The following is a 24628-nucleotide window of genomic DNA, read 5'->3' on the forward strand; positions in this document are numbered from 1 at the left end:
CCTTTTTTGATTCTATCCCCACAAGCGCATTCTCAGCGGGAAGGATTCCTACTGCCGCTGCCTAAAGTGGACGAGCAGGAACCCGAGCATGCCTATCAGGGCAAAGATAGAGCCTGTACGGAATACATAGGAAAGACCGAAGGAATCGTAAAGCCATCCTCCCAATTTACCTGCGATAAGTCCGGCGAGACCGGACCAGACGACGGCGAATACCGCCTGGCTCGATGAACGGTATTCGTCGGGAATGAGACCTTGAAGACAGCGCAGCGCCGTAATGTAGAAGATCGCGAAAGTGAAGGCATGCATCATTTGCAGCCCCACCATCATCCACGGCTCGTTCGCCATACTGAGCAAGCCGAGACGAATCGTATAGAATGCGCTGGCGATGGCGAGGAGCGGAAATTCGCGGAAACGATGCCCGTACTTGGCCAGAAGGAAGAACATTGGAATTTCGCTGACGGCCGAGGCCGACGAGGCAAATCCGATGACGGAATCGTCCGCGCCGATCTCCCTCATGCCAACGGACAGGAAGGCCTCGTTCATGCGGTGCGCGACGGATACTAGCATGATTAGCCCGAAGAAGACGAGCGGTTCCCGACGGCGAAGGAGGCCCACCAGGCCGCTGAACTCGAATTTGCGCAGCTTGGCTTGATAATCCGCAACGAAGAAAGAGGAGACAAGAGACACCAGCACGACGCACAGGAGCAGCCAGATCGTCAGGTTGGAGGCATAGGTCTTCAGGATGAAGCCGAAGATCACCGAGCAAACCGCATAACCTAGCGACCCGTACATGCGAATGGCTGTGAAGCCGATCTTCATACGTTCCGCGGCAAGCAGCGATACGCTGTCGAGCATGGAGTTGTTAGGCGTCTGCGCCAGGTAGAAGAGTGCCAAGATACCGGCCATTATGCCGAACTCCTTCTGAGGCAGCAGCAGCGCAAGCGCGAGAATCTGAACGAGGTACAGAATGTTCAGAATACGAGGCAAGTTTTTGGTGCGGTCGCTCAATATGCCTACCAAAAGATTGGCGACAATGGACAGGAACGGTCCGACAGAGTAGAACGTGCCGATCTGCTGCTTCGAGAAGCCCATGCTCTCGAAGTAAAGCGGAAAGTAAGTAACGAGCAGCGCCATCGACGCGTAGTTGGCGAATTGAAGCGTGCGCAACACGAAGAGCTGTCCCCGCATTGATTGGGATTGTTCCATCCGGGCATTTCTCCTGTTCATTAGGCTTGCTAATCTAAGATTTTATCCGAACGATGGCTTCGACGGAACGCCCACGTCAAGTAGATCAATTCGGCAAACACCCCTCCGGATTGGGCGAGCGAGCCGAGAACGCCGTTCCAGGTCGGCAGCAGATAGACGAGCAGCAGGATCAGCAGTCCGGTGATAACCGCATTGGCGATCTGCGATCCGAACATCAGCTTCGTCTCTCCGTGAGCCATCACGATGCCGTTAAGCGTATCCAGCCAAGGGAACAGGATAACGAAGGGGAGAAAGCCGCGTAAAGCATGAATGCACGCCTGAAGCAGCTCGTCCTTGACGCCCAGCAGATGCGAGAACATCCACGGTCCGACAGGAGTGAACGCCATAAGGATGAGCAGCAGCGGGGGGATGAACCCAAGCATAAGCACGAACCTGCGTACAAGGAGCGGGTTGGATTTGATGAACAGCAAAGCGATCTGATGAAAGTAGGTGAAGAAGCCGAGAATCAGGTTCATCAGGCTGCCGGCGACGGCGAAGGAAGCGACGGCGAGCGTGCCCCGTTCTGTCGTGCCCAGCAGCGCATTCAGAATCGGCAATAGCCATACGACGATCAAGGATGAATAAAGAAGCGGGTTATAGAATTTCGTTACCTGGCGCGGCTGCGTAACTTCGCACTCCTCGTCCTTCTCGGGCATGTTTTTGAGCAGCTTGGTCGCTTCCCACATGCTGATGGCGGCCTCGATGACCATGCCGAAGACGAATATGATCGTTCCTTGCAGCGCGCTATGCACGCCTGTATGAAGGAAGTACTGCGAGAGCAGGAACATGCCGCCTAGCCGGAATACCATCGCAATCGTCAGCCATCTTGTTCTCATTTTATAGATGATAACGCCTTGATACAGGCAACGGATGCCGGAGAATACGGACAAGAACATAAGCGCGGAATAGGCATGAATCGCCTGGCGCTCCACGACAGGGATGGCGCCGTATGCGCCTCCGAAAATCCAATGTCCGACTGGACTGTAAGCGACGAGGCCCCCGAATAGCAGAGCCGAGCCGAATACATAGAAGCTTACGCGTCTGACCGCGCGGAAGGAGATTCGATCGCGTACGAGGGCAGAGCAGGTTTGCCGGAACAGAACCGCCGGCTTCTCGGTTACGACCAGCAGACTCATCGCCAGTGCGTAGCCGGCCAGAATGATCTCCGGATTGTCGGAGCGGGCAAGCGTCCCGTTGATGATGACATGGGACAGATTGATCAACAGGACCGAAATTCCCATCGGAATGAAAAACAGCAAAAGCCGTCTCATCGAGACCGGCTCGTTATTGTGCGTCATTATGAGATTCCCCCGGTTGGATTGCCGTGACTCCGTGCGTTAAGATAGGTTGTATTATATCAGATAATCGCGGCGATCGGGGAGCATTTTCAACAATTGGCCGGAGAATAAAAGCTGGATTTCACCCCTATGAAATGATAAATTAAAGGATGATACATTTTAAATGCCTGAACGGACAAAGACCGGGTGACAAAATGCGAACGGACGACACGTGGCTGGAACGACAGTTCCATTATTGCGACAAACTCGGCATGGCGCTTCCAAGGCTGGAGAGCGATTGGGAAGAGTTGGGGAGAGAGCGTCAGATCGCCATTTTGGCCAGATGGGAAACGATTCGAGGGACCATTCCGGATCGGATCATGCGTCTGGAGGCCGTCATTCGAATCAAGCAGCAGCAGCTGTTCGAGGAAGAAGACTTTGTCCGATCCTGCGAGATCAATGGACGCATCGCCGAGCTGGCCAGTCAAATCAACGACCTTAACATTTGGTTTCGCGCCCGCCAGGAGTTGGAGGGCGACGTCAAGTCGCATAGCGGTTAGAGTTAAGCGGAGGATCTAGCAATGAGCCATACTTTACTGGCGGGACGTTCACCTCGCGGACCGTTTTCCTTGATGAGAAGAGTGTACAAATACATATTGCCGGAAGTTCGCGCGGAGCTTGGCCGATGGAGGGAGCGGGCGAATGCCATTCCCGACCCGGAGCTGCGCAAGCAGGCGCTGGACAGCATTCGATCGAAGCAGTTCCATTGCGAGGGCGGCGGCGTCTACGCCGCGGCGAATCTGGAGCAGCGACACGTGCTGATCCCGCTGATTGTCGCCTTGCAGACGATCAGCGATTATCTGGACAACCTGTGCGATCGCAGTACCTCGCTGGACCCGGGGGACTTTCGCTTGCTCCATCAGAGCATGCTCGACGCGGTAACGGTAGAGGCGAAGACGCAAAATTATTATGCGTTAAGAGAAGAGCAGGATGACGGAGGTTATCTGGAGGGGCTTGTGCTCAAGTGCAAGACGGCGATTGCCGCCTTGCCCTCCTATGCTAAGGTGCAGCCGTTCGTTGTAGAGCTTGTCGGATTGTACTGCGATTTGCAGGTGTATAAGCACATCGACCGAACGAAACGGGAGGCAGAGCTGCTTACTTGGTGGAACAAGCATTCCGGCAATTACCCGGAGCTGCAATGGAACGAGTTCGCGGCCGCAACTGGCTCGACGCTGGGCATGTTCATGCTGTTCCTCGCAGCCAGCGATCCGTCTCTGGCGGACGGGCAGGCGGAGCACATCCGCAAGCGGTATTTTCCTTCCATCTGCGGCTTGCATATTCTGCTCGATTATTTAATCGATCAAGCGGAGGACCGCGAAGGCGGAGATTTGAATTTCTGCAGCTATTACGAAGACCAGCGGATGCTGGATAAGCGGATGGAAAATATGGTTCAAGCGGCGCGAACCTCAGCCGACGAACTTCCGTTCGGATATTTCCACCGCATGATCGTCGAAGGCCTGGTGGCCCTGTATTTGTCCGATCCCAAGGTTCGAGACCAACAGGACGTGAGACGAACAGCCAAGCTTCTCATGAAGGGAAGCCCATGGACCAGAGTGTTTTTCTGGCTGAACAGCCATTGGATAAGAAAAGCAATGTAACGAAGCAAGGAGTAGGGACACACAGAGAAAATCAGGGAGGAATCTGGAGATGAGTGCAGTTAAGAAGATCGCGGTGTTGACGAGCGGCGGGGATTCGCAGGGGATGAACGCGGCGGTTCGGGCTGTCGTCAGAAGCGCGCTTTACCGGGGAATTGAAGTGTATGGCGTACAAAGAGGCTACCAAGGCTTGCTGAACCGGGATCTGAGGGAAATGGACCTGCGCAGCGTGGGCGACATTATTCAGCGCGGAGGCACGATTCTGCAGACGGCGCGCTGCAAGGAATTCATGACGCCGGAAGGCCAGCAGCGCGGGGCGGAAGTACTTCGCGAGCACGGCATCGACGGTCTTGTCGTGATCGGCGGCGACGGCTCGTATCAAGGCGCTCACAAGCTAAGCAAGCTCGGCATCAAAGCGATGGGCTTGCCCGGGACGATCGATAACGACATTCCGTTCACGGACTTTACGATAGGCTTTGATACTGCGGTCAGCATCGTCGTAGACGCGATCAACAAGCTCCGCGATACGATGACCTCCCATGAGAGATCGTCCGTTGTAGAGGTCATGGGCAGACACTGCGGCGATATCGCGCTGTATGCGGGATTGGCCAGCGGAGCGGAAGCAATTCTAGTACCGGAGGTTCCCTTTGACATTAAGGAAATCTCGCTGCGGATGAAGGATAACTTCCAGAAGGGCAAGCGCCACGGCATCGTCGTCGTTGCGGAAGGAGTAGGCTCCGGCGATGAAGTAGCCAAGAACATTACCGAGTACAGCGGCATCGAGCCTCGCGTCACGGTCTTGGGGCATATTCAGCGCGGCGGATCGCCTACGCACAACGATCGGATTCTCGCGAGCCAGCTGGCGGATCATGCCGTTCAGAGGCTAATGGAGGGAGATTCCGGTAAAGGCATCGGCATTATTAAAGGCGAATTCGTCGCTACCGATATCGAGAAGGTCGTGTCCACGAAGAAGTCGTTTAATCTCGATCTGTACAATCTGGCCTTGCGCTTGGCGCAATAAGCAATCTCCGGGGTTGCCGGGAGACCTTCGGGTCTTGCCGAGCGACCCCGTTTGTTGTTCGTGATCCGGCAAGGACAAGAGCCGTAAGAAATGCAAAGGCTGCTGCGCAGGATAACCGATAGAATCAGAGCTGTCCTTCAGGTGGGGTCATTGCCTCAAGGGCGGCTTTTCGTATGGATTTTACCCTAGCGCGGAATGCTTATATCTATTATAATAACGTGTGGGAGAACATAATTTCACCCGAAGTGAACATAATTTCAAAAACATGCTCTTTGAATGGTGTGAGTTTTGTTGGATAACGACAAAATCAGGAAAGTCGTGGAAGCTGCGAAGCTCTATTATCAGATGGATTACAGCCAGAATCAGATCGCGGATGCGCTTGGCGTGTCCAGGCCCACGGTGTCTCGACTGCTTCAGCAAGCGAAAGCGGAAGGCATTGTGACCATCGAGATCAAAGACCCGACGGAAGATGTCGAAGTGCTGCGCTTCATGCTGAAAGAACGCTTCCACCTGAAGAACGCTGTAGTCGCCTTTACTCCGACCTATGAGGAAGCCGTAGTCAAGAAATATATCGGACAAGCCGCTGCGTCGTATATCGTCGATCTGGTTAAAGATGGGGATACGATTGGCGCATCCTGGGGCTCGACGATGTATCAGGTCGCCCTGCACTTGAAGACAAAATCGCTTAACAATTCGCTCGTCGTTCAATTAAATGGAGGCGTGAGCGACGCCGACGTGCAAATCTCTCCCTCTGAGATCGTGCACTTGTTCGGGCGAGCCTTTAACGTCACGCCGTACTTCATGTATTTGCCGGCAATTGTCGATCACATTCTGGTGAAGCAGGCGATGCTGACGGATCGGCATATTCGCCGGGTTATGGATATGGGCTATCAGGCGAATATCGCCGTATTTACGGCAGGCTCCCCTACGCCGGATTCCGTGCTGATCAATTCCAACTATATGCGCGACGACGAGCTGGAGACGATTAAAACCAAGGCGGTCGGCGACATCTGTTCGCGATACTATGACGAGAAAGGCGAAATCTGTCTGCCCAGTCTGAATGAACGAACGGTCGGGATCGAGCTGAACGAGCTGCGCGCCAAGGAGCATTCCATTCTGGTGGCGGGCGGCGCGTCCAAGGTGAACGCCATCTATGGCGCGCTTCGCGGAAAATATGGAAATACGCTGGTGACGGACCAAATTACAGCTAAGGCTTTACTAAAAAAAACAGACGTGTAGGAGAATACGAATATGACGCCTGAACAAATTGCAGCCAGAATTGATCATACTTTACTTGCCGCTGTAAGCACCGAGTCCGAGATTGTACGCATTTGCGGCGAGGCCAAAACCTACGGCTTCGCGACCGTGTGCGTCAATCCGTATTGGGTGCCGGTTGCCGCTCGCGAATTGGCGGGAAGCGCGGTTGGATTGACGACGGTTATCGGATTTCCTCTAGGCGCAAGCCGAACGGAGATTAAAGCGGCCGAAGCCGCTGACGCGATAGCGGCCGGAGCTACCGAGATCGATATGGTGTTGAACGTAGGCGCGTTAAAGTCGGGATTGCTGGAGGATGTTAAGCGGGATATCGAAGCGGTGGTAACGGCATGCAAAGACAAGGCTCAAGTAAAGGTCATTATTGAGACCTGCTACCTGACGGACGAAGAGAAGCGCCAGGCCTCGCTGCTCTGCAAGGAAGCGGGCGCGGATTTCGTCAAGACGTCGACGGGCTTCGGAACCGGCGGAGCGACCGTCGAGGATATCGCGCTGATTCGCCATGTTGTCGGACCGGATATGGGTATTAAAGCCTCCGGCGGAGTTCGCGATCTGGATATTGCGCGCAAGTTGATTCAAGCCGGGGCGACAAGGCTGGGCGCAAGCTCTTCGATTGCCATCGTAACCGGCGGAACCGCACAAGGGTATTGAGGAGGCAAGCGGATGAGAACCGTTGACCTGATTACGAAAAAACGAGACGGCGGCGAGTTGACGGAATCTGAAATTCGCTTTCTGATACAAGGATACACGGACGGCTCGATCCCGGATTATCAGATGTCGGCGATGGCGATGGCGATTTTCTTCCGCGGGATGACGCCGGAGGAAAGAGCCAATCTGACGATGGCGATGGTTCACTCGGGAGAGACGATCGATCTATCCGCCATTTCGGGCACGAAAGTGGACAAGCACAGCACGGGAGGCGTCGGCGATACGACTACGCTCGTGCTAGCGCCGCTTGTGGCGGCTATCGGAGTTCCGGTGGCGAAGATGTCCGGCAGGGGACTGGGACACACCGGGGGAACGATCGACAAGCTGGAATCCATTCCCGGATTCCACGTCGAGATTGACAACGACGCCTTCCTGAAGCTTGTCAATCGCAATGGACTTGCCGTTATCGGCCAGAGCGACAACCTGACGCCCGCCGACAAAAAGCTGTACGGACTGAGGGATGTTACGGGAACAGTCAATTCGATTCCGCTGATCGCCAGCTCCATTATGAGCAAGAAGATTGCATCGGGGGCCGATGCGATTGTTCTGGATGTAAAGACGGGCGACGGCGCATTTATGAAAGAAATGTCGGAGGCCGAGGAGCTTGCGGCCTGCATGGTAGACATCGGCAGCCGAGTAGGCCGCAAGACGATAGCTGTACTGTCGGACATGAGCCAGCCGCTGGGCAACGCGATCGGCAATGCGCTTGAGGTGAAGGAAGCGATCGATACGCTCAGAGGCACGGGTCCCCGGGATCTTACCGAGCTGTGCCTGACGTTAGGCAGCCATATGGCAGTGCTGGCCGGAGTGGCAACAACCCAGGAGGAAGCGCGCGGCTTGCTGGAGACGGCCATCCGGAACGGAAGCGCCCTTGAGAAATTCAAGGTTTTTCTGGCCGCCCAGGGAGGCGATGCATCGGTGGTCGACGAGCCGGAAAGACTCCCTACCGCTAAGCATGCGATTCCCGTTCCGGCCAAAGCGTCGGGGTTCGTTGCCTCGATCGCTGCGGAGAATATGGGAGTGGCCGCCATGCTGCTGGGAGCGGGTCGCGCGACGAAGGAGTCGCGCATTGATCTTGCGGTCGGGATCGTGCTGCACAAAAAAATCGGCGATCCGGTAGAAGCCGGAGAAGCGCTGGCGACTCTGTACGCCAACAGCTTGTCTTATGAAGAAGCGATGGCCAAAATCTACGAGTCGATCGGAATTCAGGCGGAGGCGGTTCATCCTCCGGCATTGATTGTGGGCGAAGTGAAGTAATTTGCGCATCATGGACAAGCTGAGTAGAGACATTCGGAATTCCATCTAAGGGGGTGAACATAATTGGGTCAGTTGTTGCAGAAGATGGAAGAAGCTAAAGGGTATATCCAGTCTTTGCAGACCATTAAGCCGACAATCGGTCTCATACTGGGCTCCGGCCTGGGAGAGCTGGCTGACGAGATTCAGGACGCTGTACGTGTGCCGTACGAATCGATTCCGCATTTTCCGGTATCGACGGTCGAAGGGCATGCAGGTCAGCTTGTCATTGGACGGCTGCAAGGACAAGCGGTAATTGCGATGCAGGGGCGGTTTCATTATTACGAAGGCTATAGCATGCAGGAGGTTACTTTTCCCGTGAGGGTCATGAAGGCGCTCGGGGTCGAGCACCTGATTGTAACCAATGCCTGCGGAGGCATGAATCCGGGTTTCGAGCCGGGCGATCTGATGCTTATCCAGGATCACCTGAACATGACCGGAGCCAATCCGTTGATCGGAGAGAACGAAGCGGAGTTGGGGCCTCGTTTTCCCGATATGAGCCGGGCGTACACACCAGAATTGCTCGGGCTTGTAGAGGAAACGGCGAAGTCTCTTGATATTCGCGTGAAAAAGGGCGTATACGCCGGAATCACGGGGCCGACCTATATGACGCCGGCAGAGCTCAAGATGCTGCGTCTTGTCGGCGGAGATGCGGTAGGAATGTCCACCGTGCCCGAGGTGATCGTGGCCAGCCACATGAAGATGAAAGTCATCGGCATCTCCTGTGTCACCGACATGGCCATCGGCGAGCATCTGGAGCCGCTTAGTCACGAGCAGGTCATCGAGGTCGCCAACCGCACGAAGCCGAAATTCATTTCTTTGGTAAAAGAGATCGTCACTCGGCTGTAATCGAATCGGCGTTAAGCATGTCAATAATAATACCATCAGATCTCAAGGAGAGAATGAACATGAAAAAAACGACAAAGCTGTTTACAGGAATCATGCTTGTCGCTTCTTTGGCTTTGACAGCCTGCGGAGCCAAGGGCAACAATGAAGGCGCGTCCAGCCCGAGTGCCAGCGCTTCCCCAAGCGCGTCCGCAAGCGCGAGCCCGAGTGCAAGCCCGAGCGAAAGCAACGCGGCGGCAAACGGCAAAGGCATGAAGTTCGCGATGGTTACGGATGTAGGCGGCGTTAATGACAAATCGTTCAACCAAAGCGCGTGGGAAGGCTTGAAACATCTGGAGTCGGATACAGGCGCAAGCATAAAGTACCTGGAAAGCAAGGAAGCCTCGAACTACCTGACGAACCTGAACAAGTTCGTACGCGATGATTACAGCCTGACCTGGGGAATCGGCTTCCTGATGGGCGACGCGGTGAAGGATGCGGCGACGAAGAACCCGAACGCAAAGCTCGCGATTATCGATAACGTCGTTGAAGCTCCGAATGTCGCTTCCATCACGTTCGCCGAGAACGAAGGCGCATTCCTGGTTGGCGTCGTGGCCGGCTCTATGACGAAATCCAACAAAATCGGTTTCGTCGGAGGCATCGACATTCCGGTTATCAAACGTTTCGAGCTTGGATTCGTTGCAGGCGTTGCGGCGGTAAATCCAGACGCAAAAGTGAACATTATCTATACAAGCGCGTTTGATAAGGCCGATCTCGGCAAAGCGGCAGCCGCTTCGATGTACAACGACGGTGCGGACATCATTTTCCATGCGGCTGGCGGAACGGGCAACGGCGTCTTCAACGAAGCGAAGGAACGCAACAAGAGTGCCGCTGCGGACAAGAAAGTCTGGGTTATCGGCGTAGATAAAGACCAATCCCTTGAGTTCGGCGATGATGTCACGCTGACGTCCATGCTGAAGCGCGTTGACGAAGCGGTCTATCGCGTATCCAAAGATCTGATCGAAGGCAATTTCCCTGCAGGTCAAATTACGACACTGGGATTGAAGGACAATGCGGTAGGCTTGCCGGATACTTCGACCAAAAATGTCCCTCAAGAGGTTCTCGATAAAGTGGAAGAGTACAAGCAAAAAATTATTAGCGGCGCAATCACGGTACCGACTGCCCAATAATGACTAACGAGCAAAGGGTGCGTGTGCGACAATGGAACAGGCGAAAGCAGTCGTAGAAATGCGCAACGTTACGAAGCGTTTTCCCGGCATCGTCGCGAATGACCACGTCAACTTCACGCTGAGAAAGGGCGAGATTCATGCCCTTCTCGGCGAGAACGGCGCCGGCAAATCGACGCTGATGAACGTTCTCTTCGGACTCTACCAGCCGGAAGAGGGGGAAATCTACGTAAATGGGCAATCCGTCGTCATCGACGGGCCTAACAAGGCGATCAAACTAGGTATCGGAATGGTGCATCAGCATTTCAAGCTGGTGCACCCTTTTACCGTAACGGAAAACATCATCCTCGGAAGCGAGCCAAGGAAGTGGATGGGGCTCGCAGTGGACAAGAAACGCGCTTATGAGAAAGTCGAAGAATTGTCCAGGCAATACGGCTTGAATGTGGACCCGTTCGCCAAGATCGACGAAATCTCGGTTGGTATGCAGCAACGGGTCGAAATATTAAAAACCCTGTATCGCGGGGCGGATATATTAATCTTCGACGAGCCTACGGCAGTATTGACGCCGCAGGAGATCAGCGAGTTGCTGGTCATCATGCGCAATCTGGTAAATCAAGGCAAATCGATTGTTCTGATCACTCATAAACTCAAGGAAATTATGGCGATCGCCGACAGCGTCACGATTGTGCGCCGCGGGAAAGTCATTGACAGCTTGCCGGTAGCGGGAACGAATCCGAGCCAGCTGGCCGAGAAGATGGTCGGCAGGGAAGTGTCGCTTAAGCTCGACAAAAAGGATGCGGTACTCGGCGAGCCGATATTGGAAGTGGAAGGTCTGGTCGTGAAAGGACGGCAAGGCTTGAATGCGCTTAACGGAACGTCGTTCGCGCTTAGAAGAGGCGAGATCCTCGGGATTGCAGGCGTGGAAGGCAACGGTCAGAGCGAGCTGATTGAAGCGCTGACCGGGCTGAGAGGCGTCAGCAGCGGTACGATCAAGATGGCTGGAGCGAGCATCGCGGGCGAGAAGCCGCGGGTCGTCTCGGAAGCCGGCATCTCGCTCATTCCGGAAGACCGTCACAAGCACGGGCTCGTGCTTGATTTTCCCGTTCGGGAAAACATGGTGCTCGAGACGTATTATCAGCCGCAATTCAACAAAAAAGGCTTTCTTGATTATAAGGCGATCAGCCATCATGCGGAGCGCCTCGTGCAGGATTTCGACGTTCGAACGCCTACAATCATGACCGATGCGAGAGCCTTGTCCGGCGGCAATCAGCAGAAGGCGATTATTGCCCGGGAAGTAGACAAAAATCCGGATGTGCTTATTGCGGCGCAGCCGACTCGGGGCTTGGATGTCGGTGCGATCGAATTCATTCATAAGCGTCTTGTCGAGCAGAGAAATATGGGCAAGGCGGTTCTGCTCGTCTCGTACGAGCTGGATGAAATTCTTCAGCTGTCCGACCGGATCGCGGTTATGTATGAAGGCCGTATCGTCGGGGAAGTCAAACCTTCGGAAACGAATGATCAGGAGCTCGGGCTTATGATGACGGACTACAAGCGAACGCAAGGAGGCTCCGAGAGTGAATAAACTCATCAAAGCATTCACAAAGGAATCCGCTTACGTGCCGCTCATCGCGATCGTTCTAGGTTTGATTGTGGGTGCCATCATCATGTTGATCGGAGGCTATGATCCGATTCTGGCCTATCGATCTTTGCTGGATACGGTGTTCGGCAATCGCTATGATTTCGGCGAGACGCTGACGGCGATTACGCCGATTCTCTTTACCGGCTTGGCTGTCGCATTCGCTTTCCGTACAGGGCTGTTCAATATCGGAGCCGAAGGGCAATATATTATGGGAATGACAGGTGCGACGATTATCGGAGTCACTGTTAATTTGCCAGTATATATTCACGCGCCGCTTGCTGTTATTGTCGGAGCGATCTTCGGCGGTGTCTGGGGCATGATCGCCGGGTATTTGAAAGCGGCCCGGGGCGTCAATGAAGTCATTACGACGATCATGCTGAACTGGATTGCGCTGCACCTTGCGAATTATTTGGTTAATCGCTTCCTGCTGGAGCCGGGAAAAGGCAGATCCTACATGGTAGAGGACTCGGCTTCGGTGACGATTGGCTGGCTGTCTCGTCTTATGGATGACGCGAGAATGCACTGGGGCATGTTCGCGGCCGTACTTGCAGTCGTGTTCTTCTATGCGTACCTGTGGAGAACGAAGCAGGGCTTCGAATTGCGCGTTGTCGGCACCAACCCGGATGCGGCAGCCTATGCGGGGATCAATGTCAAACGCGGCATCGTCAAGGCGATGTTCATCTCAGGCAGCTTGGCGGGCTTGGCCGGCGTGTTTCAGGTGCTCGGCGTATTTCACAATCAGGTTATCGCGGCGAGCCATACCGGACATGGGTTCGACGGGATTGCTGTCGCCTTGCTCGGAGGAAATAATCCGCTCGGCATATTGCTTGGAGCCATTTTGTTCGGGACATTATCGTACGGCTCTGCCGGTATGAGCTTCGGAGCCGACGTGCCTCCAGAGATCATACGAATCGTCATCGGATCGGTTATTTTCTTCGTCGCGGCTCCGGGTATTATCCGTTGGCTGCTGAAACGGATACCGCGGAAGAAACGCAAAGAGGAGGCGGTCTAGATGGATGCGGCAACGATAGGACATATGCTGAATACCGCTTTCGTGTTTTCAACCGCATTAATCCTGGCCGCGCTTGGCGGAATTCTGTCGGAGCGGTCGGGCGTTGTCAATATCGGTCTGGAAGGATTGATGACCGCAGGCGCGTTCGCCGCTGCAGTGGCGGCTTACAAAGCGCAGGAGGCGGGATTCGGAGCGGCTTCGCCTTGGATGGGCGTAATTGCCGGAGCGATCTTCGGCATGCTGTTCTCGCTAATCCACGCGGTGGCAACAATTACCTTCAGAGCGGACCAGGTCGTCAGCGGGATTGTAATTAACTTCATTGCAGCGGGCTCGACACTTTATCTGGTGAAGCTGCTGTTCGAAGGCGCAGGGGAAACCTCGCTTGTCAATGAAGTGTTCCATAAAGTGAAGATCCCGCTGCTGTCGGATATTCCCATTATCGGAGACGGCATATTCAATGCTTACCCGACGACCTACCTAGCTCTCATTCTGGTCGGCGTTATCTTCTATATGCTGTACAAGACCGCTTTTGGGCTTCGCCTTCGCTCCGTCGGCGAGCACCCAAGCGCTGCGGACACAGTCGGCATCAAGGTGCTGCGTATGCGTTATACTGCCGTATTGATGAGCGGAATTCTGGCCGGAATCGGCGGAGCAACCATCGCGATGACCACGACGGGCTCCTTTTCGCATAATACCATCTCGGGGCAAGGCTTTATCGCACTCGCAGCGGTCATCTTCGGCAAGTGGAATCCGTTAGGCGCTATGGGAGCGGCCCTGTTCTTCGGATTTGCCCAGTCGATCAACAACGTGCTGCAACTGTTCAATATCACTGCCCATGTGCCTGCGGAATTCATCTATATGCTGCCTTATGTGCTGACGATATTGGTACTCGTTGGAGCAGTAGGACGATCGAAGGCTCCAGGTGCGCTGGGGGAAGCTTATTACCCGGGCAAACGATAAAAAGAAATGGGGCTGGCTCAAAGTGCTAAACTTTTGAGCAGCTTCTTTCTTTTACATCGATTATGGTTTTGCGGGCATATATCCCCTTCCGGTGGCTGTTGCATTCGTGAAATTTTGAATTTGTAAACTCGTAACGAGGAAATTTCACGACTGCAAAGGCCAACGCTCCGCTCCTCCAGGAGATACATGCCCTCTTTTTTCATCGATTGAGGGAAGAAAAAGCCCACAGAAACGTAAAAAGAAATCGCTATTTGGTAAAATGGAGGTACCAACCTGAACTTTTGACCCGGAGAGGGCTCTTTTTCAAAGTGTCCATCTCCCGGGCCACAGTTCATAATCCCCTGTACCAACATTTTTGTTGTTTAAGCATTTTTTTTAATCATGGTGAGTTAATTTAACTACTTTTGAGTCAGCTCCATGGAAATCTCTACGGGAAGTTTCCTCCGGCAATAAGCAAGGGAGAGACCGCGAGTCCGGTCTCTCCCTTGCTTATGCTAATATTTGACGCCTTCCGTGTATCGGTTGCCTGCATTCCAGAGCAGAAACTCTTCGACGCCGCTGTCGTTGAGCGCTTTGATTTGCGCCTGCACCTCTGCGGGTCCGTACTGCGCATAATGGCCCTTGCCCAGCCACTTGGCCGTAAAATCCTGAATCCATGGCCGGATAATCGGTTTGTCGTCGCCTAACGGTTCGAGCTTCTTGTGGGTGTCGTCCATGGCTCCTTTGATCGTCGCGTAGGGTGCTTTATCGGGATCTTTCTGCTTAAACCAGCCCGTGCTGTAGTGGCTTGGATAGATCATCGGGCTGATCACATGCACGGCACTGGAAATTCCAGTGAAGTCCTGGCCGATGCCTTCGGCTGCAGGCACCGATGCGGCATAGCCGAAAATATCTACGGATACCCTGACTCCCAGCGGCTCCAGTTCCTTCTTCGCATACTCCACGAAACCGGTGACAATATCGACGCGACTTAATTCGCTTTTTGTAAACTTCAGGCCGTCCGCTTTAGTTTCGAAGCCTTCAGGGAACCTGACGTAATCGAATTGAATTTCTTTGAAGCCAAGCTTTGCCGCTTCCTTCGCAATCTCGATATTGTATTCCCACACTTCCTTGCGATACGGATTAACGAATTTGTCCTTGTTCCGATTTTGCCAGATGGAGCCGTCCTTCTGAATAAAGGAATATTCCGGGTGCTTCTTCGCCAATACGCTGTCCTTGAAGACAACAACTCGCGCGATCGGATAAATCTCATGCTGCTCCAGCGTTGTCATCAACTTGTTGATGTCCTTAATATACGGCTGCGGGCTTCCCAACTCCTGCAGCGTCGCGTTCGTCGTCTTGTAGGTGATGCTGCCCAAATCGTCTTTGATGTCGATAACCATCGAATTCAGTTCCGTTCTGTCCAAAAGGTCCAGCAGACTCGCCATTCTTTCACCGCCGGCGCTGTAGGCCGTTACATAAATGCCCTTGATGACAGGAGCGTCAGGCTGCGGATCGCCGGCGCCGGGGGAGGGATCATCAATGCCGTTCGTTGAACCCGGTTGACCCGGTTGCTGATGCATAGCTGTGCTGATGGCGCTCCATAACTTGCCGGAGGCTGCGCTTCCCGAATGGCCTCCGCCGAAAGCGCTGTTAAAAAGCAGTAAAAAGGTTAAAAAAATATTCATTTTATTCTCTCCCCATAAGCTCTGTAACAAGATTATAAACGAGTTAGGGGAGAGTCGACACAGGTATTTTGTAGTATTTTGTGGAAAATCAACGGAATCTCTAAAAAAATTTATCTTCTGCGAAAATCACCGATGACATCAATGGTTTGAACGATATTTACGAAGGCTTTCGCATCGATTTCTTTAATCATTTTACGCAGTTCGGCAAGCTCAAAGCGGGTTGTGACCGTCATCAGCATATCTCGCTCCTCGCTGGTGAACGCTCCGCGGGTTTTCACAATGGTAACCCCTCGGGGCAGCTTCAGCAAACTGGATACAAGCTGCTGCGTATGGTTCGTGACAATAAATGCCGTTACCTTGTGATGGGGCGTATGGACGGCGTCAATCATTTTTCCCGTTATGTAGATCGACAACATAGAATAAAGTGCCGCGTTCCAGTCCTCCTTAAGGAAGCCTAGCGCAGCCACAACCAACGTATTTAACAGAACAGTGAGGAGGCCAATCGGGATATTGCGATGACGTGTTATAATAGAAGCGATGATGTCAAAGCCGCCTGATGAACCTCCGTAGCGAAGCGCTACCGTCGTTCCGAGCCCGACCAGCACGCCGCCGAATACGGAAGCGAGCAAACGATCGTCGGTCAGCTTAATCATGGGGATGACTTGCAAGAAAAAAGCCGTTGACACTACAGTGACAATGCTTAGGGTGACGAAGCGTTTGCCAAGAGCAAAATATCCCCATAGAAGGACGGGGATATTCAGGGCAAAATAAAGCCAGCCGATGTTCCAGCCGGTCCAATAGCCGATCACCATGGCAACGCCGGAAAGCCCGCTGCTCAGCAGCTTTTCGGGAATAAGAAGAAGTTGAAATCCAAAGCCGACGGAAGCGGCGCTGATTATCATCAAAAATATGGGGCCGATTATGGTAAACCTCTTCATCATAGCACTCCTCGCATGCGATGGGATATTCTTCAATAGGATTCCCTAGGAAATATGGCTCATTCGGCTGGTACCTATTTCCTGAGGCTGGAGTTTACAAGCAGGTTTGTGCTATAATGAACTGATCATTTTTTGGAAGCCGTAAGTTGAAGGCCCAACACAGAAGGAGATTGAAAAAGTTTGAGCACATTTGCAGAGTTTGGTTTGGAGCCGGATGTTCTTCAAGCCATATCGGAGATGGGATTTGAAGAGGCGACCCCAATCCAAGCGAAAGCTATTCCTGTAGCCATTGCAGGCAAGGACATGATCGGGCAGGCCCAGACGGGTACTGGCAAGACCGCGGCGTTCGGCATTCCGCTAATCAGCAAAATCGCCGCATCGGAAGACCGCATCGTGGCTTTAATCATGGCGCCTACTCGCGAGCTCGCGATTCAGGTATCGGAAGAAATTGAGAAGCTTGGACGTTTCAAGGGACTGCGTTCCTTGGCTATATATGGCGGTCAAGACATCTCACGTCAAATCCGGTCATTAAGACGGAAGCCGCAGATTATTATCGGAACACCGGGTCGTCTTCTCGACCACATCAACCGCAAGACGATTCGCCTGGACGACGTGCAAACCGTCGTACTGGACGAAGCGGACGAAATGCTGGACATGGGCTTTATGGAGGATATCCAATCCATCCTGAAGCTCGTACCGGATCAGCGCCAAACCTTGCTGTTCTCGGCAACGATGCCGGCGAACATTCAGAAGCTGGCCCAGCAATTCCTGCGTGAACCGGAGCACGTTAAGGTTGAATCCAAGCTGCTGAGCGCTCCGTCGATTCAGCAGTACTACGTGGAAATTCAAGAGCGCATGAAGTTCGACGGCCTTTGCCGCTTGCTCGATATGGAGCCGCCGGAGCTGGCGATCATCTTCGGTCGTACGAAGCGTCGGGTAGCGGAATTGTCCGAAGGACTTATGAAGCGCGGCTATGCTTGCGACGGTCTTCACGGCGATCTGTCCCAGAACCAGCGGGATGCCGTCATGCGGAAATTCCGCGACGGAAGCATCGATATTCTGGTTGCGACGGATGTCGCGGCGCGCGGTCTTGATGTATCCGGCGTAACGCACGTTATTAACTTCGACTTGCCGCAAGATCCGGAGAGTTACGTTCACCGAATCGGCCGTACCGGACGCGCAGGTAAAGAAGGAACGTCGTGGTCGTTCGTGACGGCTCGCGAGACGGATCACCTTCACTTTATCGAGAAGGTTACCCGTCACCGGATTACGAAGAAGCTGCTGCCGACATTGTCGGAAGCGATGGAAGGCAAGCAACGCTTGCTGGCCGAGCGCATTATGGATACCGTTCGTCTGGAAGAAGACGTCAATCCGTTCAAGTGGGTTGCCATGCAATTGCTGGAGCAATACGATTCCGTTGAATTGCTTGCTGCAGCGATGAAGCTAATGAACGGCGATAAGAAGGACGTCAACATCGAGTTGACTCCTGAAGATCCAGTTCGTTCGAAGAAACGCAAATTCGAAGGCAATCGCAATGGCGGCAGCGGCTATGGCAGCAGCGGACGCCGTTACGGAAGCGGCGGCGGTCAAGGCTCCTGGAGACAGGGTCAAGGTCGCGGCGATTCCAGAGGCTCCAGCTATGGCGGCGGCCAGCGCAAGCCTTACAGCGGCGGCAGCCGCTACGGCAGCAATCGTGACGATAACGGCGGCGGATACCGCGACAATCGCGGCGGCGGCGGCCGTCCGGAGCGCAGAGATGATTCGCGCGGCGGCAACCGCTCGCAGAGCGAGGATTTCGTAAAGATCTAAACCAGTAGCCGTAGATAAACGAACGGTCATCAGGGAGGAATCCCCATGGAAATGCGGGGCATGATGGGCGGCTTCTACAAGCTGTCCGAGTGGATCATGAGATTGTCAGTAACAAACGTGCTGTGGCTTCTCACCTCGTTCCCATTTTGGTTGATGATGATTGCGTTTTTGACGGCGGAAAACGTAGCGCAATTGCAAGCGGTCGTAATCCCGCTTGCAATTGTTTCTCCCTTCACCTTGTTTCCGGCAACCTCGGCTATGTTCTCGGTTGCCCGGAAGTGGGTGCTTGGGGATGTGGACGTACCGCTGTTAAAAACCTTTTTCCGCAGCTATAAGCAGAATTATCTTCAAGCCATGATCGGCGGCATTTTTTATGCTTTGCTGTTTGCGATCCTGATTATCGATTTCCAGGTGTATCTCAAGCAGCTCACCGATTTTCAGATCCTTGCGTATTTGTTTGTTGCGTTGATGATCCTGTTGCTGATTTCCTTGCTGCACTTCTTCTCGCTGTTGTCCCATTTTCATATGAAAACGGTTCAATTGTTCAAGAACGCTCTGATTCTAACGATCGGACGGCCTATTCGTTCGTTGATCATGGCCGTCGGAGCGGTAGCGGTTCTATTCATCAGCATGAGATTTACGTTCTTGCTTCCGTTTTTCTTCGGCAGCATTATTTCCGTCTATACGTTCTACAACTTCAACCTGGTCATTCAGAAGATGATGCTGTTGAAGGAAGCGGCCGAAGCGGCTCAAGCGAACGAGACGGCTGACGAGGACGGGACGGAATCCGGAGAGGACAAAAAATCCCAGAGTTAAACATTTTACTTTTGCGCTTTGCCTGATTATAATAGGAATACTCCTGCCCTGTACGTTACGGCGCTTAATTGTTTTGAACCAATGTTTGTTTCCAGGGAGCTCTACATCGCCAGGCGGCTGACAGGCCCTCGAAAAGGGAAGTCAAAAGCCGAGCTGCGGGCACCCACCTGCCAAAGCAGGTTCAGAAACATGCACGTCGGACGGCAATGGCGGGATTTTCTATTCATGGGCTTTAATCCCCGGGTAAGGCGTGGTATGATAGAATGTAGCGCCAAGGGTACTCGGAGGGAGAGAGCGTTTTGAAGCGAATGCTGATTGGATTAATCCGCAGCCACGAACATACGAGCGACAAGGCAAAAGACCCCAAGCTTAAATCTCATTACTACCGCCTTTCGAAGGATCGTGCTTGGGAAGAAGTAAGCTCCATATTGAAGAAAATGAAGGGCTACAAGGTCCTCCATGAGGTTCAAACGGTCGGCGAGATCGTAATGGAGAAGAAATCGATGGCCGGTCGGACGATGGATATCACGATTCAGGTCGTCGGTACAGGCCCGGGCAATACGGCAGTGGATATCTACTCGGCTTCCCGTGGATCGCTTGGCGATCTGGGGGCCAATTATCGCAACATTCAGGAAATTTATAGCGTACTGGATCGTAAGCTTGCTAACTTCAAGACTTAGATCTGCGCTTCGGTAAACATAAAGAAGCGAGGAAGGCGTCAGGCCGTTCCTCGCTTTTGTCATGCGCTTTTGTTAAGATTACAGCAGGCTCTTGACTGCGGCGATCGCTGCTTCGTAGTTCGGATGCTCTGTCATTTCATTCAGGACTTCCACGTAGGCGATCTTGTCGTTGCCGTCGATGACGAAGATGGCTCTCATGTCCAGATGGAATTCTTTAATGAAAACTCCGTAAGCTTTGCCGAAGCTGTTATCCTTGTAATCGGAAAGAAGGAATACGCGATCGACGCCAGCGGCAGCGCACCAGCGGGCTTGAGCAAAAGGAAGGTCGGCGCTGACCGTGAGAATGACGACATTGTCGCCAAGCTTGGAAGCCTCTTCATTGAAACGGCGGGTTTGCGCATCGCATACGCCCGTGTCGATGGAGGGAACAACGCTGATAAGCTTGACCTTGCCGGAGAAATCCTGCAAGGAAGAAGATTCGAGCAGGTTTTTGTTCAGCGAGAAGGCGGGAGCGGAGTCTCCGGGCTTAAGCTCCGGGCCGACTAGCGTGATGGGGTTTCCTTTAAACGATACGGAACGCTCTTGGGACATGATTTAGTTCCTCCTTCATTGATAAGGCTTGCCGTAATTATTATAATCTTTAGGGAATACCCTTGTCCAATCCTTGGAACAAGCGGTTCGATGGAGAAGGGATGATCGTATGGAACTGAGGCAATTAGAATATTTCGTGCAGGTTGCGCGGCTGCAGCATGTCACGAAAGCTGCGGAAGAGCTTCATGTTGCCCAATCAGCGGTTAGTCGCCAGATTCATCGGCTGGAGGAAGAGTTGGGCATACGTTTGTTCATGCAAAGAGGGCGCAACGTCCAGTTAACGCCTGTCGGTCAACTCTTTCTGCGTCGTGCGGAGAGCATACTGGGCGACCTGGATCGGGCCGTCATGGAGATCCATGAATTTCTCGATCCTGAGGTCGGCGAAATTCGGCTCGGATTTCCGCACAGCTTAGGCATCCATCTGGTGCCGCAAGTCGTAGCGGCATTCCGCAAGCTGCATCCTAACGTCAAATTCCGTTTCCGCCAGGGGATGTATCCATCCCTAATCCGTGATGTCGTAGATGCGGAGGTGGACATTGCGTTCATTTCTCCTTTTCCGGAGAAGAACGAACAAGTCACCGGCGAAGTCGTACTGACGGAAAATCTGTTTGCGATCTTGCCCAATTCGCATCCTTTGGCGAAGAAGCCGTCGCTGAATTTAAGTGAGCTTAAGGAGGATACCTTCGTCCTGTTCAGCTCTGGGTATTCGCTGCGTCCGATTGTGTGGGAGGCTTGCAAGGAGGCCGGGTTTACGCCGAAAATCGGATTTGAAGGGGAAGAATCAGGGACGATCAGAGGCTTGGTTGCGGCGGGGATGGGCGTGAGTCTACTGCCGGAGATGGCCATGTACGAAACAAGCTCGATGATGCCTGCCGTCGTCCGGATCAGCGAGCCGCATGTCACTCGAACGATCGGATTGATCCGAAGATCCGGAGAGAAGCTTCCTTTGGTTGTTCAAATGTTTCACATGTTTCTGCTGGATTTTTTCAAGAACCAATACAAATCACTTTAGCATTTCTTTCATAGAGAAGGGGCAGCCATCGTACTGGGCTGCCCCTTTCTTTGCGTTGTTATTCCCGATTGCTGCTATTGAAGATCAGGATATATTTCACCAGCTCAAGCAGGGAGATCAGAGCGGCGGCCACATATGTCAGGGCGGCTGCATTAAGCACCTTGGCGACTCCCCGTTCCTCATCTCGTGTAATTAGCGCTTCTGAGATCATTAGGTCTCGCGCACGTGAGCTGGCGTTAAATTCGACGGGCAAGGTGACAAGCTGGAAGGCGACTGCGGCGGTGAAGAAAATGATTCCCGCGCCGATCAGGTTGAGGGATTGAAACAGGAAGCCTCCGATAAGCAGAAGGGGGGCAAGTCCGGAGGCAAAACGAACGACGGGGAACATTCGATGGCGAAGCGTGAGCATGGGATAGGCGTGCTGGTGCTGAATGGCGTGTCCGATCTCGTGACAGGCTACGGAAATCGCGGAGATCGAGCTCTGATCGTAGACGGACGGAGACAATCGGACGACTCGCGCTGCCGGATCGTAATGATCGGACAGCTTGCCGGGCACACGCTCAATGGAAACATCGTAAAGGCCATTGCGATCCAGGAGCCTTCTCGCCGCCTCGTAGCCGCTCATTCCGCTGGAGGCGCGTACCTGCGCCCAGAGATTAAAGGTGCTGCTGACCCGAAATTGGGCCCAAAGCGAAACGGCGAAAGCGATTATGATGAGAAAATCCATCGGGTGAAAAAACCAAGGCATGCCGAAGCACCTCCATGATATTCGCTTGATCGATCAAGCGTTACATAAAGTTACTTTTCCCCAAAAGCAGCACAAGGGCCTCTACGCAAGCCGCAGTCTGCGGCGTAATCGCCTGGAAAAGCTTCTTCGCTTGTCTGGGCTTTAACTGATCCAGAACCGGCTCCAGTTCCTTTACCTCGCGCTCCAGCTGCGCCAGATGGGTCTGCAGCTCTGTGAGCTTCTGAGTGACCATCTTGTCGGCTGCAATCTGATTAAGCGTATCGAACTGGTCGCGTATTTCCTCGAGTGAATATTTCTGCCTCTTCAGCTGCTCAATACGACGAATTCGGCTCAGCGTGTCCTCGTCGTATAAGCGGTAATTGCCGCTTGAACGCTTGGCTGGGGACAGAAGGCCGAAGCTTGTGTAGTAATCGATGGTGCGCGGGCTTATCCCGGCCAATGCGGACAGCTCTCCGATTCGGTAAAAGCGCTGGGTGTCGGTCGGTTCTTTGCGCATGAAGATTTCCTTCTTTCTGGTGTTCATGATCTCATTTCTTTCATCATACCGAATGGCGAAGCGTACAGTCAAACGTGAGGCTTGGGCTTGCAGCATAGGGTCAAATGATGCGAATCCAGAATTGCGATAGATCATTTCACATCGCCCACCACCGTGTCAGGTATTTCCGTCATACGAAAGAGAATTCCAATAGAAAATTCCCATATTATAGATGTTAATGAGGCTAAATCCTAACATTGAGACTACAAAATCAGATTAATGTTAGATTTTCGGTGGAATTCTTGAACTTTTTTGCATAAAGTGTATTGTCAAATGCTAAAGATCAACCTATAATGACACTAAGCCTTTCTTAAGATGTTAAGAAACATTACACGTAGGGAGTGGTCGTTGTGATCAAGAAAAGTTTGGTGTCTGTGGGTGCGCTGCTTATGCTCTTCCCGACAATCGCTTTCGCCGAGGAACCTTCGGCAACGCAGCTTAATATGGGATTGGACGCTTTATGGGTAATGCTGGCGGCTATTCTTGTTCTGTTAATGCAAGGCGGTTTTATTCTTCTGGAGGCCGGTTCGACCCGGATGAAAAATGCCGGACACGTTGCAGGTAAAACCATTTTCACTGTCGGCCTTGCTTCTATCGTTTATTGGGCAGTAGGCTTTGGGATTACGTTCGGCGGCGATGCTTCCGAATCGCTAAACAAAATTATCGGTCTGGGCAACTTCTTCTTTACACCGGAGATTTCGAATAGCGAAGGCTTGCCGGACAGCGTATTCTTCGTTTTCCAGCTCGCATTCGCGGCAGTATCGCTTTCCATTGCATGGGGAGGCTTCGCGGAAAGGGCGAAATTGTCCTCTTACCTGATCTTCACCTTGTTCTTCGTATCGGTCATTTATCCTGTAGTCGCTCACTGGATCTGGGGCGGCGGCTGGCTGGCTGCGGACGGCGCGCAGGATTTCGCGGGCTCGACTGTCGTTCACTTGACAGGTGCGATCGGCGCATTGGCGGCAACGATTCTGCTTAAGCCGCGTATCGGCAAATTCAACAAGGACGGCTCCGCCAACGAAATTCTGGGTCATAACCAAGTGTTCACCGCATTGTCCGTGCTTATTCTCTGGGTAGGCTGGTTCGGATTCAACGCAGGCAGCACGGTAGCGATCGGCGACGGCTTCTTCGGATTCGTTGCTTTCAATACGCAGCTAGGCGCAGCGGCCGGCGCGGTTGCCGCATTGCTTATCTCTTGGCTGGTTACGGGCAAAGCCGACATTACGGCTACGCTGAACGGAGCTCTGGCAGGTCTGGTTGCGATCACGGCATCCTGTGCGTTCGTTGATCCTTGGGCGGCTGTCGTAATCGGTTTGGTAGCGGGCGTACTTGTATTCTTCAGCGTCAAGTTTTTTGAGAAGATCAAAGTCGATGATCCGATTTATGCCCTTTCCGTTCATGGCGCGGCAGGAATCTGGGGAACGTTGGCGAATGGGTTGTTTGCTACGGAAGAGCTGTCCGCCAAAGTCGGCGTAGGCCAAGCGGGCCTGTTCGAAGGCGGCGGTTGGGGGCAGCTGTGGGTACAATTCGAGTCGGTTGTCGTGTGCGGCGCATTCGCCTTCGCTGCTTCCTTCATCGTCTTGTGGATCGTAAAGCAAGTGATCGGCTTCCGCGTGACCGAAGAGCAAGAAATCATCGGTCTGGACTTGAGCGAGCACGGAACCTACGGTTACCCGGAGCAAATGAAAAAAGCCGGCACATCTGTATAAGCCATCTCTCGCCGGCATAATCACAGGAG

The 24628-nt window shown here is 53.2% G+C and carries 23 protein-coding genes and 1 other RNA gene; 17 read left to right on the forward strand and 7 right to left on the reverse strand.

Annotated elements, in window-relative coordinates; genetic code table 11:
• Positions 1-48: 48 nt before the first annotated feature.
• Together ACFO1S_RS22590 and ACFO1S_RS22595 are read right to left on the reverse strand one after the other, a co-directional pair.
• Positions 49-1206: an MFS transporter gene (locus ACFO1S_RS22590; protein WP_204601688.1), complete on the reverse strand. Its 1158-nt coding sequence runs from the start codon at positions 1204-1206 to the stop codon at positions 49-51.
• 29 nt (positions 1207-1235) lie between these two features.
• Positions 1236-2543: a multi antimicrobial extrusion protein MatE gene (locus tag ACFO1S_RS22595; RefSeq protein ID WP_204601687.1), complete on the reverse strand. Its 1308-nt coding sequence runs from the start codon at positions 2541-2543 to the stop codon at positions 1236-1238.
• A 194-nt stretch (positions 2544-2737) separates the two neighbouring features.
• Between ACFO1S_RS22595 and ACFO1S_RS22600 the strand changes: the two genes are divergently transcribed.
• The 11 genes from ACFO1S_RS22600 to ACFO1S_RS22650 all read left to right on the forward strand — a co-directional run bounded on the left by ACFO1S_RS22600 (position 2738) and on the right by ACFO1S_RS22650 (position 14094).
• Positions 2738-3082: a hypothetical protein gene (locus tag ACFO1S_RS22600; RefSeq protein ID WP_378127627.1), complete on the forward strand. Its 345-nt coding sequence runs from the start codon at positions 2738-2740 to the stop codon at positions 3080-3082.
• 21 nt (positions 3083-3103) lie between these two features.
• On the forward strand, positions 3104-4180 hold the full coding sequence (locus ACFO1S_RS22605; RefSeq protein ID WP_204601686.1) for a tetraprenyl-beta-curcumene synthase family protein: 1077 nt from the start codon (positions 3104-3106) through the stop codon (positions 4178-4180).
• Positions 4181-4229: 49 nt separating this feature from the next.
• Positions 4230-5198, forward strand: coding sequence for a 6-phosphofructokinase (gene pfkA / locus ACFO1S_RS22610; RefSeq protein ID WP_204601685.1), 969 nt, complete (start codon positions 4230-4232; stop codon positions 5196-5198).
• Positions 5199-5489: 291 nt separating this feature from the next.
• Positions 5490-6437: a sugar-binding transcriptional regulator gene (locus ACFO1S_RS22615; RefSeq protein WP_204601684.1), complete on the forward strand. Its 948-nt coding sequence runs from the start codon at positions 5490-5492 to the stop codon at positions 6435-6437.
• A 12-nt stretch (positions 6438-6449) separates the two neighbouring features.
• Positions 6450-7121, forward strand: coding sequence for a deoxyribose-phosphate aldolase (gene deoC / locus ACFO1S_RS22620; protein ID WP_204601683.1), 672 nt, complete (start codon positions 6450-6452; stop codon positions 7119-7121).
• A gap of 12 nt (positions 7122-7133) precedes the next feature.
• Positions 7134-8435, forward strand: coding sequence for a pyrimidine-nucleoside phosphorylase (locus ACFO1S_RS22625; protein ID WP_204601682.1), 1302 nt, complete (start codon positions 7134-7136; stop codon positions 8433-8435).
• A gap of 84 nt (positions 8436-8519) precedes the next feature.
• Positions 8520-9320: a purine-nucleoside phosphorylase gene (locus ACFO1S_RS22630; protein ID WP_378127694.1), complete on the forward strand. Its 801-nt coding sequence runs from the start codon at positions 8520-8522 to the stop codon at positions 9318-9320.
• Positions 9321-9379: 59 nt separating this feature from the next.
• Positions 9380-10486, forward strand: coding sequence for a BMP family lipoprotein (locus ACFO1S_RS22635; protein ID WP_204601680.1), 1107 nt, complete (start codon positions 9380-9382; stop codon positions 10484-10486).
• 31 nt (positions 10487-10517) lie between these two features.
• Positions 10518-12065 (forward strand): ABC transporter ATP-binding protein, encoded by a 1548-nt coding sequence (locus ACFO1S_RS22640; protein ID WP_204601679.1) that lies wholly within the window; start codon positions 10518-10520, stop codon positions 12063-12065.
• On the forward strand, positions 12058-13134 hold the full coding sequence (locus tag ACFO1S_RS22645) for an ABC transporter permease (protein WP_204601678.1): 1077 nt from the start codon (positions 12058-12060) through the stop codon (positions 13132-13134). Before ACFO1S_RS22640 ends, ACFO1S_RS22645 begins: the two co-directional genes overlap by 8 nt.
• Entirely contained in the window at positions 13135-14094 is a 960-nt protein-coding gene (locus ACFO1S_RS22650; protein ID WP_204601677.1) for an ABC transporter permease, read from the forward strand.
• A 494-nt stretch (positions 14095-14588) separates the two neighbouring features.
• Here ACFO1S_RS22650 and ACFO1S_RS22655 read toward each other — a convergent pair whose 3' ends face one another.
• Both ACFO1S_RS22655 and ACFO1S_RS22660 read right to left on the reverse strand, forming a co-directional pair.
• Entirely contained in the window at positions 14589-15761 is a 1173-nt protein-coding gene (locus tag ACFO1S_RS22655) for a putative glycoside hydrolase (protein ID WP_204601676.1), read from the reverse strand.
• A 110-nt stretch (positions 15762-15871) separates the two neighbouring features.
• Positions 15872-16702 carry a YitT family protein gene (locus tag ACFO1S_RS22660; RefSeq protein WP_378127630.1) on the reverse strand — a complete coding sequence of 277 codons (831 nt, stop codon included), beginning with the start codon at positions 16700-16702 and terminating at the stop codon, positions 15872-15874.
• A 177-nt stretch (positions 16703-16879) separates the two neighbouring features.
• Between ACFO1S_RS22660 and ACFO1S_RS22665 the strand changes: the two genes are divergently transcribed.
• The 4 genes from ACFO1S_RS22665 to ACFO1S_RS22680 all read left to right on the forward strand — a co-directional run bounded on the left by ACFO1S_RS22665 (position 16880) and on the right by ACFO1S_RS22680 (position 20004).
• The gene (locus ACFO1S_RS22665; RefSeq protein WP_204601675.1) at positions 16880-18508 is read left to right on the forward strand and encodes a degradosome RNA helicase CshA; all 1629 of its coding nucleotides are present in this window, start codon (positions 16880-16882) and stop codon (positions 18506-18508) included.
• Between the two features lie 45 nt (positions 18509-18553).
• Positions 18554-19324 carry a YesL family protein gene (locus ACFO1S_RS22670; protein ID WP_204601674.1) on the forward strand — a complete coding sequence of 257 codons (771 nt, stop codon included), beginning with the start codon at positions 18554-18556 and terminating at the stop codon, positions 19322-19324.
• Positions 19325-19361: 37 nt separating this feature from the next.
• Positions 19362-19544, forward strand: a non-coding RNA gene (ssrS, locus tag ACFO1S_RS22675) — 6S RNA.
• Positions 19545-19632: 88 nt separating this feature from the next.
• Positions 19633-20004 carry a DUF1499 domain-containing protein gene (locus ACFO1S_RS22680; protein ID WP_204601926.1) on the forward strand — a complete coding sequence of 124 codons (372 nt, stop codon included), beginning with the start codon at positions 19633-19635 and terminating at the stop codon, positions 20002-20004.
• A gap of 78 nt (positions 20005-20082) precedes the next feature.
• On the opposite strand, the gene tpx is transcribed toward ACFO1S_RS22680, so the two are convergent.
• Complete coding sequence (tpx, locus tag ACFO1S_RS22685; RefSeq protein WP_204601673.1) at positions 20083-20595, reverse strand: thiol peroxidase; 513 nt, start codon at positions 20593-20595, stop codon at positions 20083-20085.
• Between the two features lie 109 nt (positions 20596-20704).
• On the opposite strand from tpx, the gene ACFO1S_RS22690 reads away from it, so the two are divergent.
• Complete coding sequence (locus ACFO1S_RS22690; RefSeq protein ID WP_204601672.1) at positions 20705-21607, forward strand: LysR family transcriptional regulator; 903 nt, start codon at positions 20705-20707, stop codon at positions 21605-21607.
• Positions 21608-21665: 58 nt separating this feature from the next.
• Here the strand turns inward: ACFO1S_RS22690 and ACFO1S_RS22695 are convergent, their stop codons facing one another.
• Together ACFO1S_RS22695 and ACFO1S_RS22700 are read right to left on the reverse strand one after the other, a co-directional pair.
• The gene (locus ACFO1S_RS22695) at positions 21666-22355 is read right to left on the reverse strand and encodes a zinc metallopeptidase (protein WP_204601671.1); all 690 of its coding nucleotides are present in this window, start codon (positions 22353-22355) and stop codon (positions 21666-21668) included.
• A 40-nt stretch (positions 22356-22395) separates the two neighbouring features.
• On the reverse strand, positions 22396-22878 hold the full coding sequence (locus tag ACFO1S_RS22700) for a MerR family transcriptional regulator (protein WP_378127631.1): 483 nt from the start codon (positions 22876-22878) through the stop codon (positions 22396-22398).
• A 362-nt stretch (positions 22879-23240) separates the two neighbouring features.
• Here ACFO1S_RS22700 and ACFO1S_RS22705 point away from each other — a divergent pair, with 362 nt between their 5' ends.
• Complete coding sequence (locus ACFO1S_RS22705; protein ID WP_378127632.1) at positions 23241-24599, forward strand: ammonium transporter; 1359 nt, start codon at positions 23241-23243, stop codon at positions 24597-24599.
• The last annotated feature ends 29 nt before the right edge of the window (positions 24600-24628 follow it).

Origin of the sequence: Cohnella boryungensis (assembly GCF_042651945.1) — a bacterium.
Classification (GTDB): Bacteria; Bacillota; Bacilli; order Paenibacillales; family Paenibacillaceae; genus Cohnella; species Cohnella boryungensis.

What these genes read in the sequence shown, in the direction of transcription:
- ACFO1S_RS22590 (WP_204601688.1), bottom strand. Translation starts at nt 1,206, where the DNA reads ATGGAACAATCCCAATCAATGCGGGGACAGCTCTTCGTGTTGCGCACG.
- ACFO1S_RS22595 (WP_204601687.1), bottom strand. Translation starts at nt 2,543, where the DNA reads ATGACGCACAATAACGAGCCGGTCTCGATGAGACGGCTTTTGCTGTTT.
- ACFO1S_RS22600 (WP_378127627.1), top strand. Translation starts at nt 2,738, where the DNA reads ATGCGAACGGACGACACGTGGCTGGAACGACAGTTCCATTATTGCGAC.
- ACFO1S_RS22605 (WP_204601686.1), top strand. Translation starts at nt 3,104, where the DNA reads ATGAGCCATACTTTACTGGCGGGACGTTCACCTCGCGGACCGTTTTCC.
- pfkA (WP_204601685.1), top strand. Translation starts at nt 4,230, where the DNA reads ATGAGTGCAGTTAAGAAGATCGCGGTGTTGACGAGCGGCGGGGATTCG.
- deoC (WP_204601683.1), top strand. Translation starts at nt 6,450, where the DNA reads ATGACGCCTGAACAAATTGCAGCCAGAATTGATCATACTTTACTTGCC.
- ACFO1S_RS22625 (WP_204601682.1), top strand. Translation starts at nt 7,134, where the DNA reads ATGAGAACCGTTGACCTGATTACGAAAAAACGAGACGGCGGCGAGTTG.
- ACFO1S_RS22630 (WP_378127694.1), top strand. Translation starts at nt 8,520, where the DNA reads ATGGAAGAAGCTAAAGGGTATATCCAGTCTTTGCAGACCATTAAGCCG.
- ACFO1S_RS22635 (WP_204601680.1), top strand. Translation starts at nt 9,380, where the DNA reads ATGAAAAAAACGACAAAGCTGTTTACAGGAATCATGCTTGTCGCTTCT.
- ACFO1S_RS22640 (WP_204601679.1), top strand. Translation starts at nt 10,518, where the DNA reads ATGGAACAGGCGAAAGCAGTCGTAGAAATGCGCAACGTTACGAAGCGT.
- ACFO1S_RS22650 (WP_204601677.1), top strand. Translation starts at nt 13,135, where the DNA reads ATGGATGCGGCAACGATAGGACATATGCTGAATACCGCTTTCGTGTTT.
- ACFO1S_RS22655 (WP_204601676.1), bottom strand. Translation starts at nt 15,761, where the DNA reads ATGAATATTTTTTTAACCTTTTTACTGCTTTTTAACAGCGCTTTCGGC.
- ACFO1S_RS22660 (WP_378127630.1), bottom strand. Translation starts at nt 16,702, where the DNA reads ATGATGAAGAGGTTTACCATAATCGGCCCCATATTTTTGATGATAATC.
- ACFO1S_RS22670 (WP_204601674.1), top strand. Translation starts at nt 18,554, where the DNA reads ATGGAAATGCGGGGCATGATGGGCGGCTTCTACAAGCTGTCCGAGTGG.
- ACFO1S_RS22680 (WP_204601926.1), top strand. Translation starts at nt 19,633, where the DNA reads ATGCTGATTGGATTAATCCGCAGCCACGAACATACGAGCGACAAGGCA.
- tpx (WP_204601673.1), bottom strand. Translation starts at nt 20,595, where the DNA reads ATGTCCCAAGAGCGTTCCGTATCGTTTAAAGGAAACCCCATCACGCTA.
- ACFO1S_RS22690 (WP_204601672.1), top strand. Translation starts at nt 20,705, where the DNA reads ATGGAACTGAGGCAATTAGAATATTTCGTGCAGGTTGCGCGGCTGCAG.
- ACFO1S_RS22695 (WP_204601671.1), bottom strand. Translation starts at nt 22,355, where the DNA reads ATGCCTTGGTTTTTTCACCCGATGGATTTTCTCATCATAATCGCTTTC.
- ACFO1S_RS22700 (WP_378127631.1), bottom strand. Translation starts at nt 22,878, where the DNA reads ATGAACACCAGAAAGAAGGAAATCTTCATGCGCAAAGAACCGACCGAC.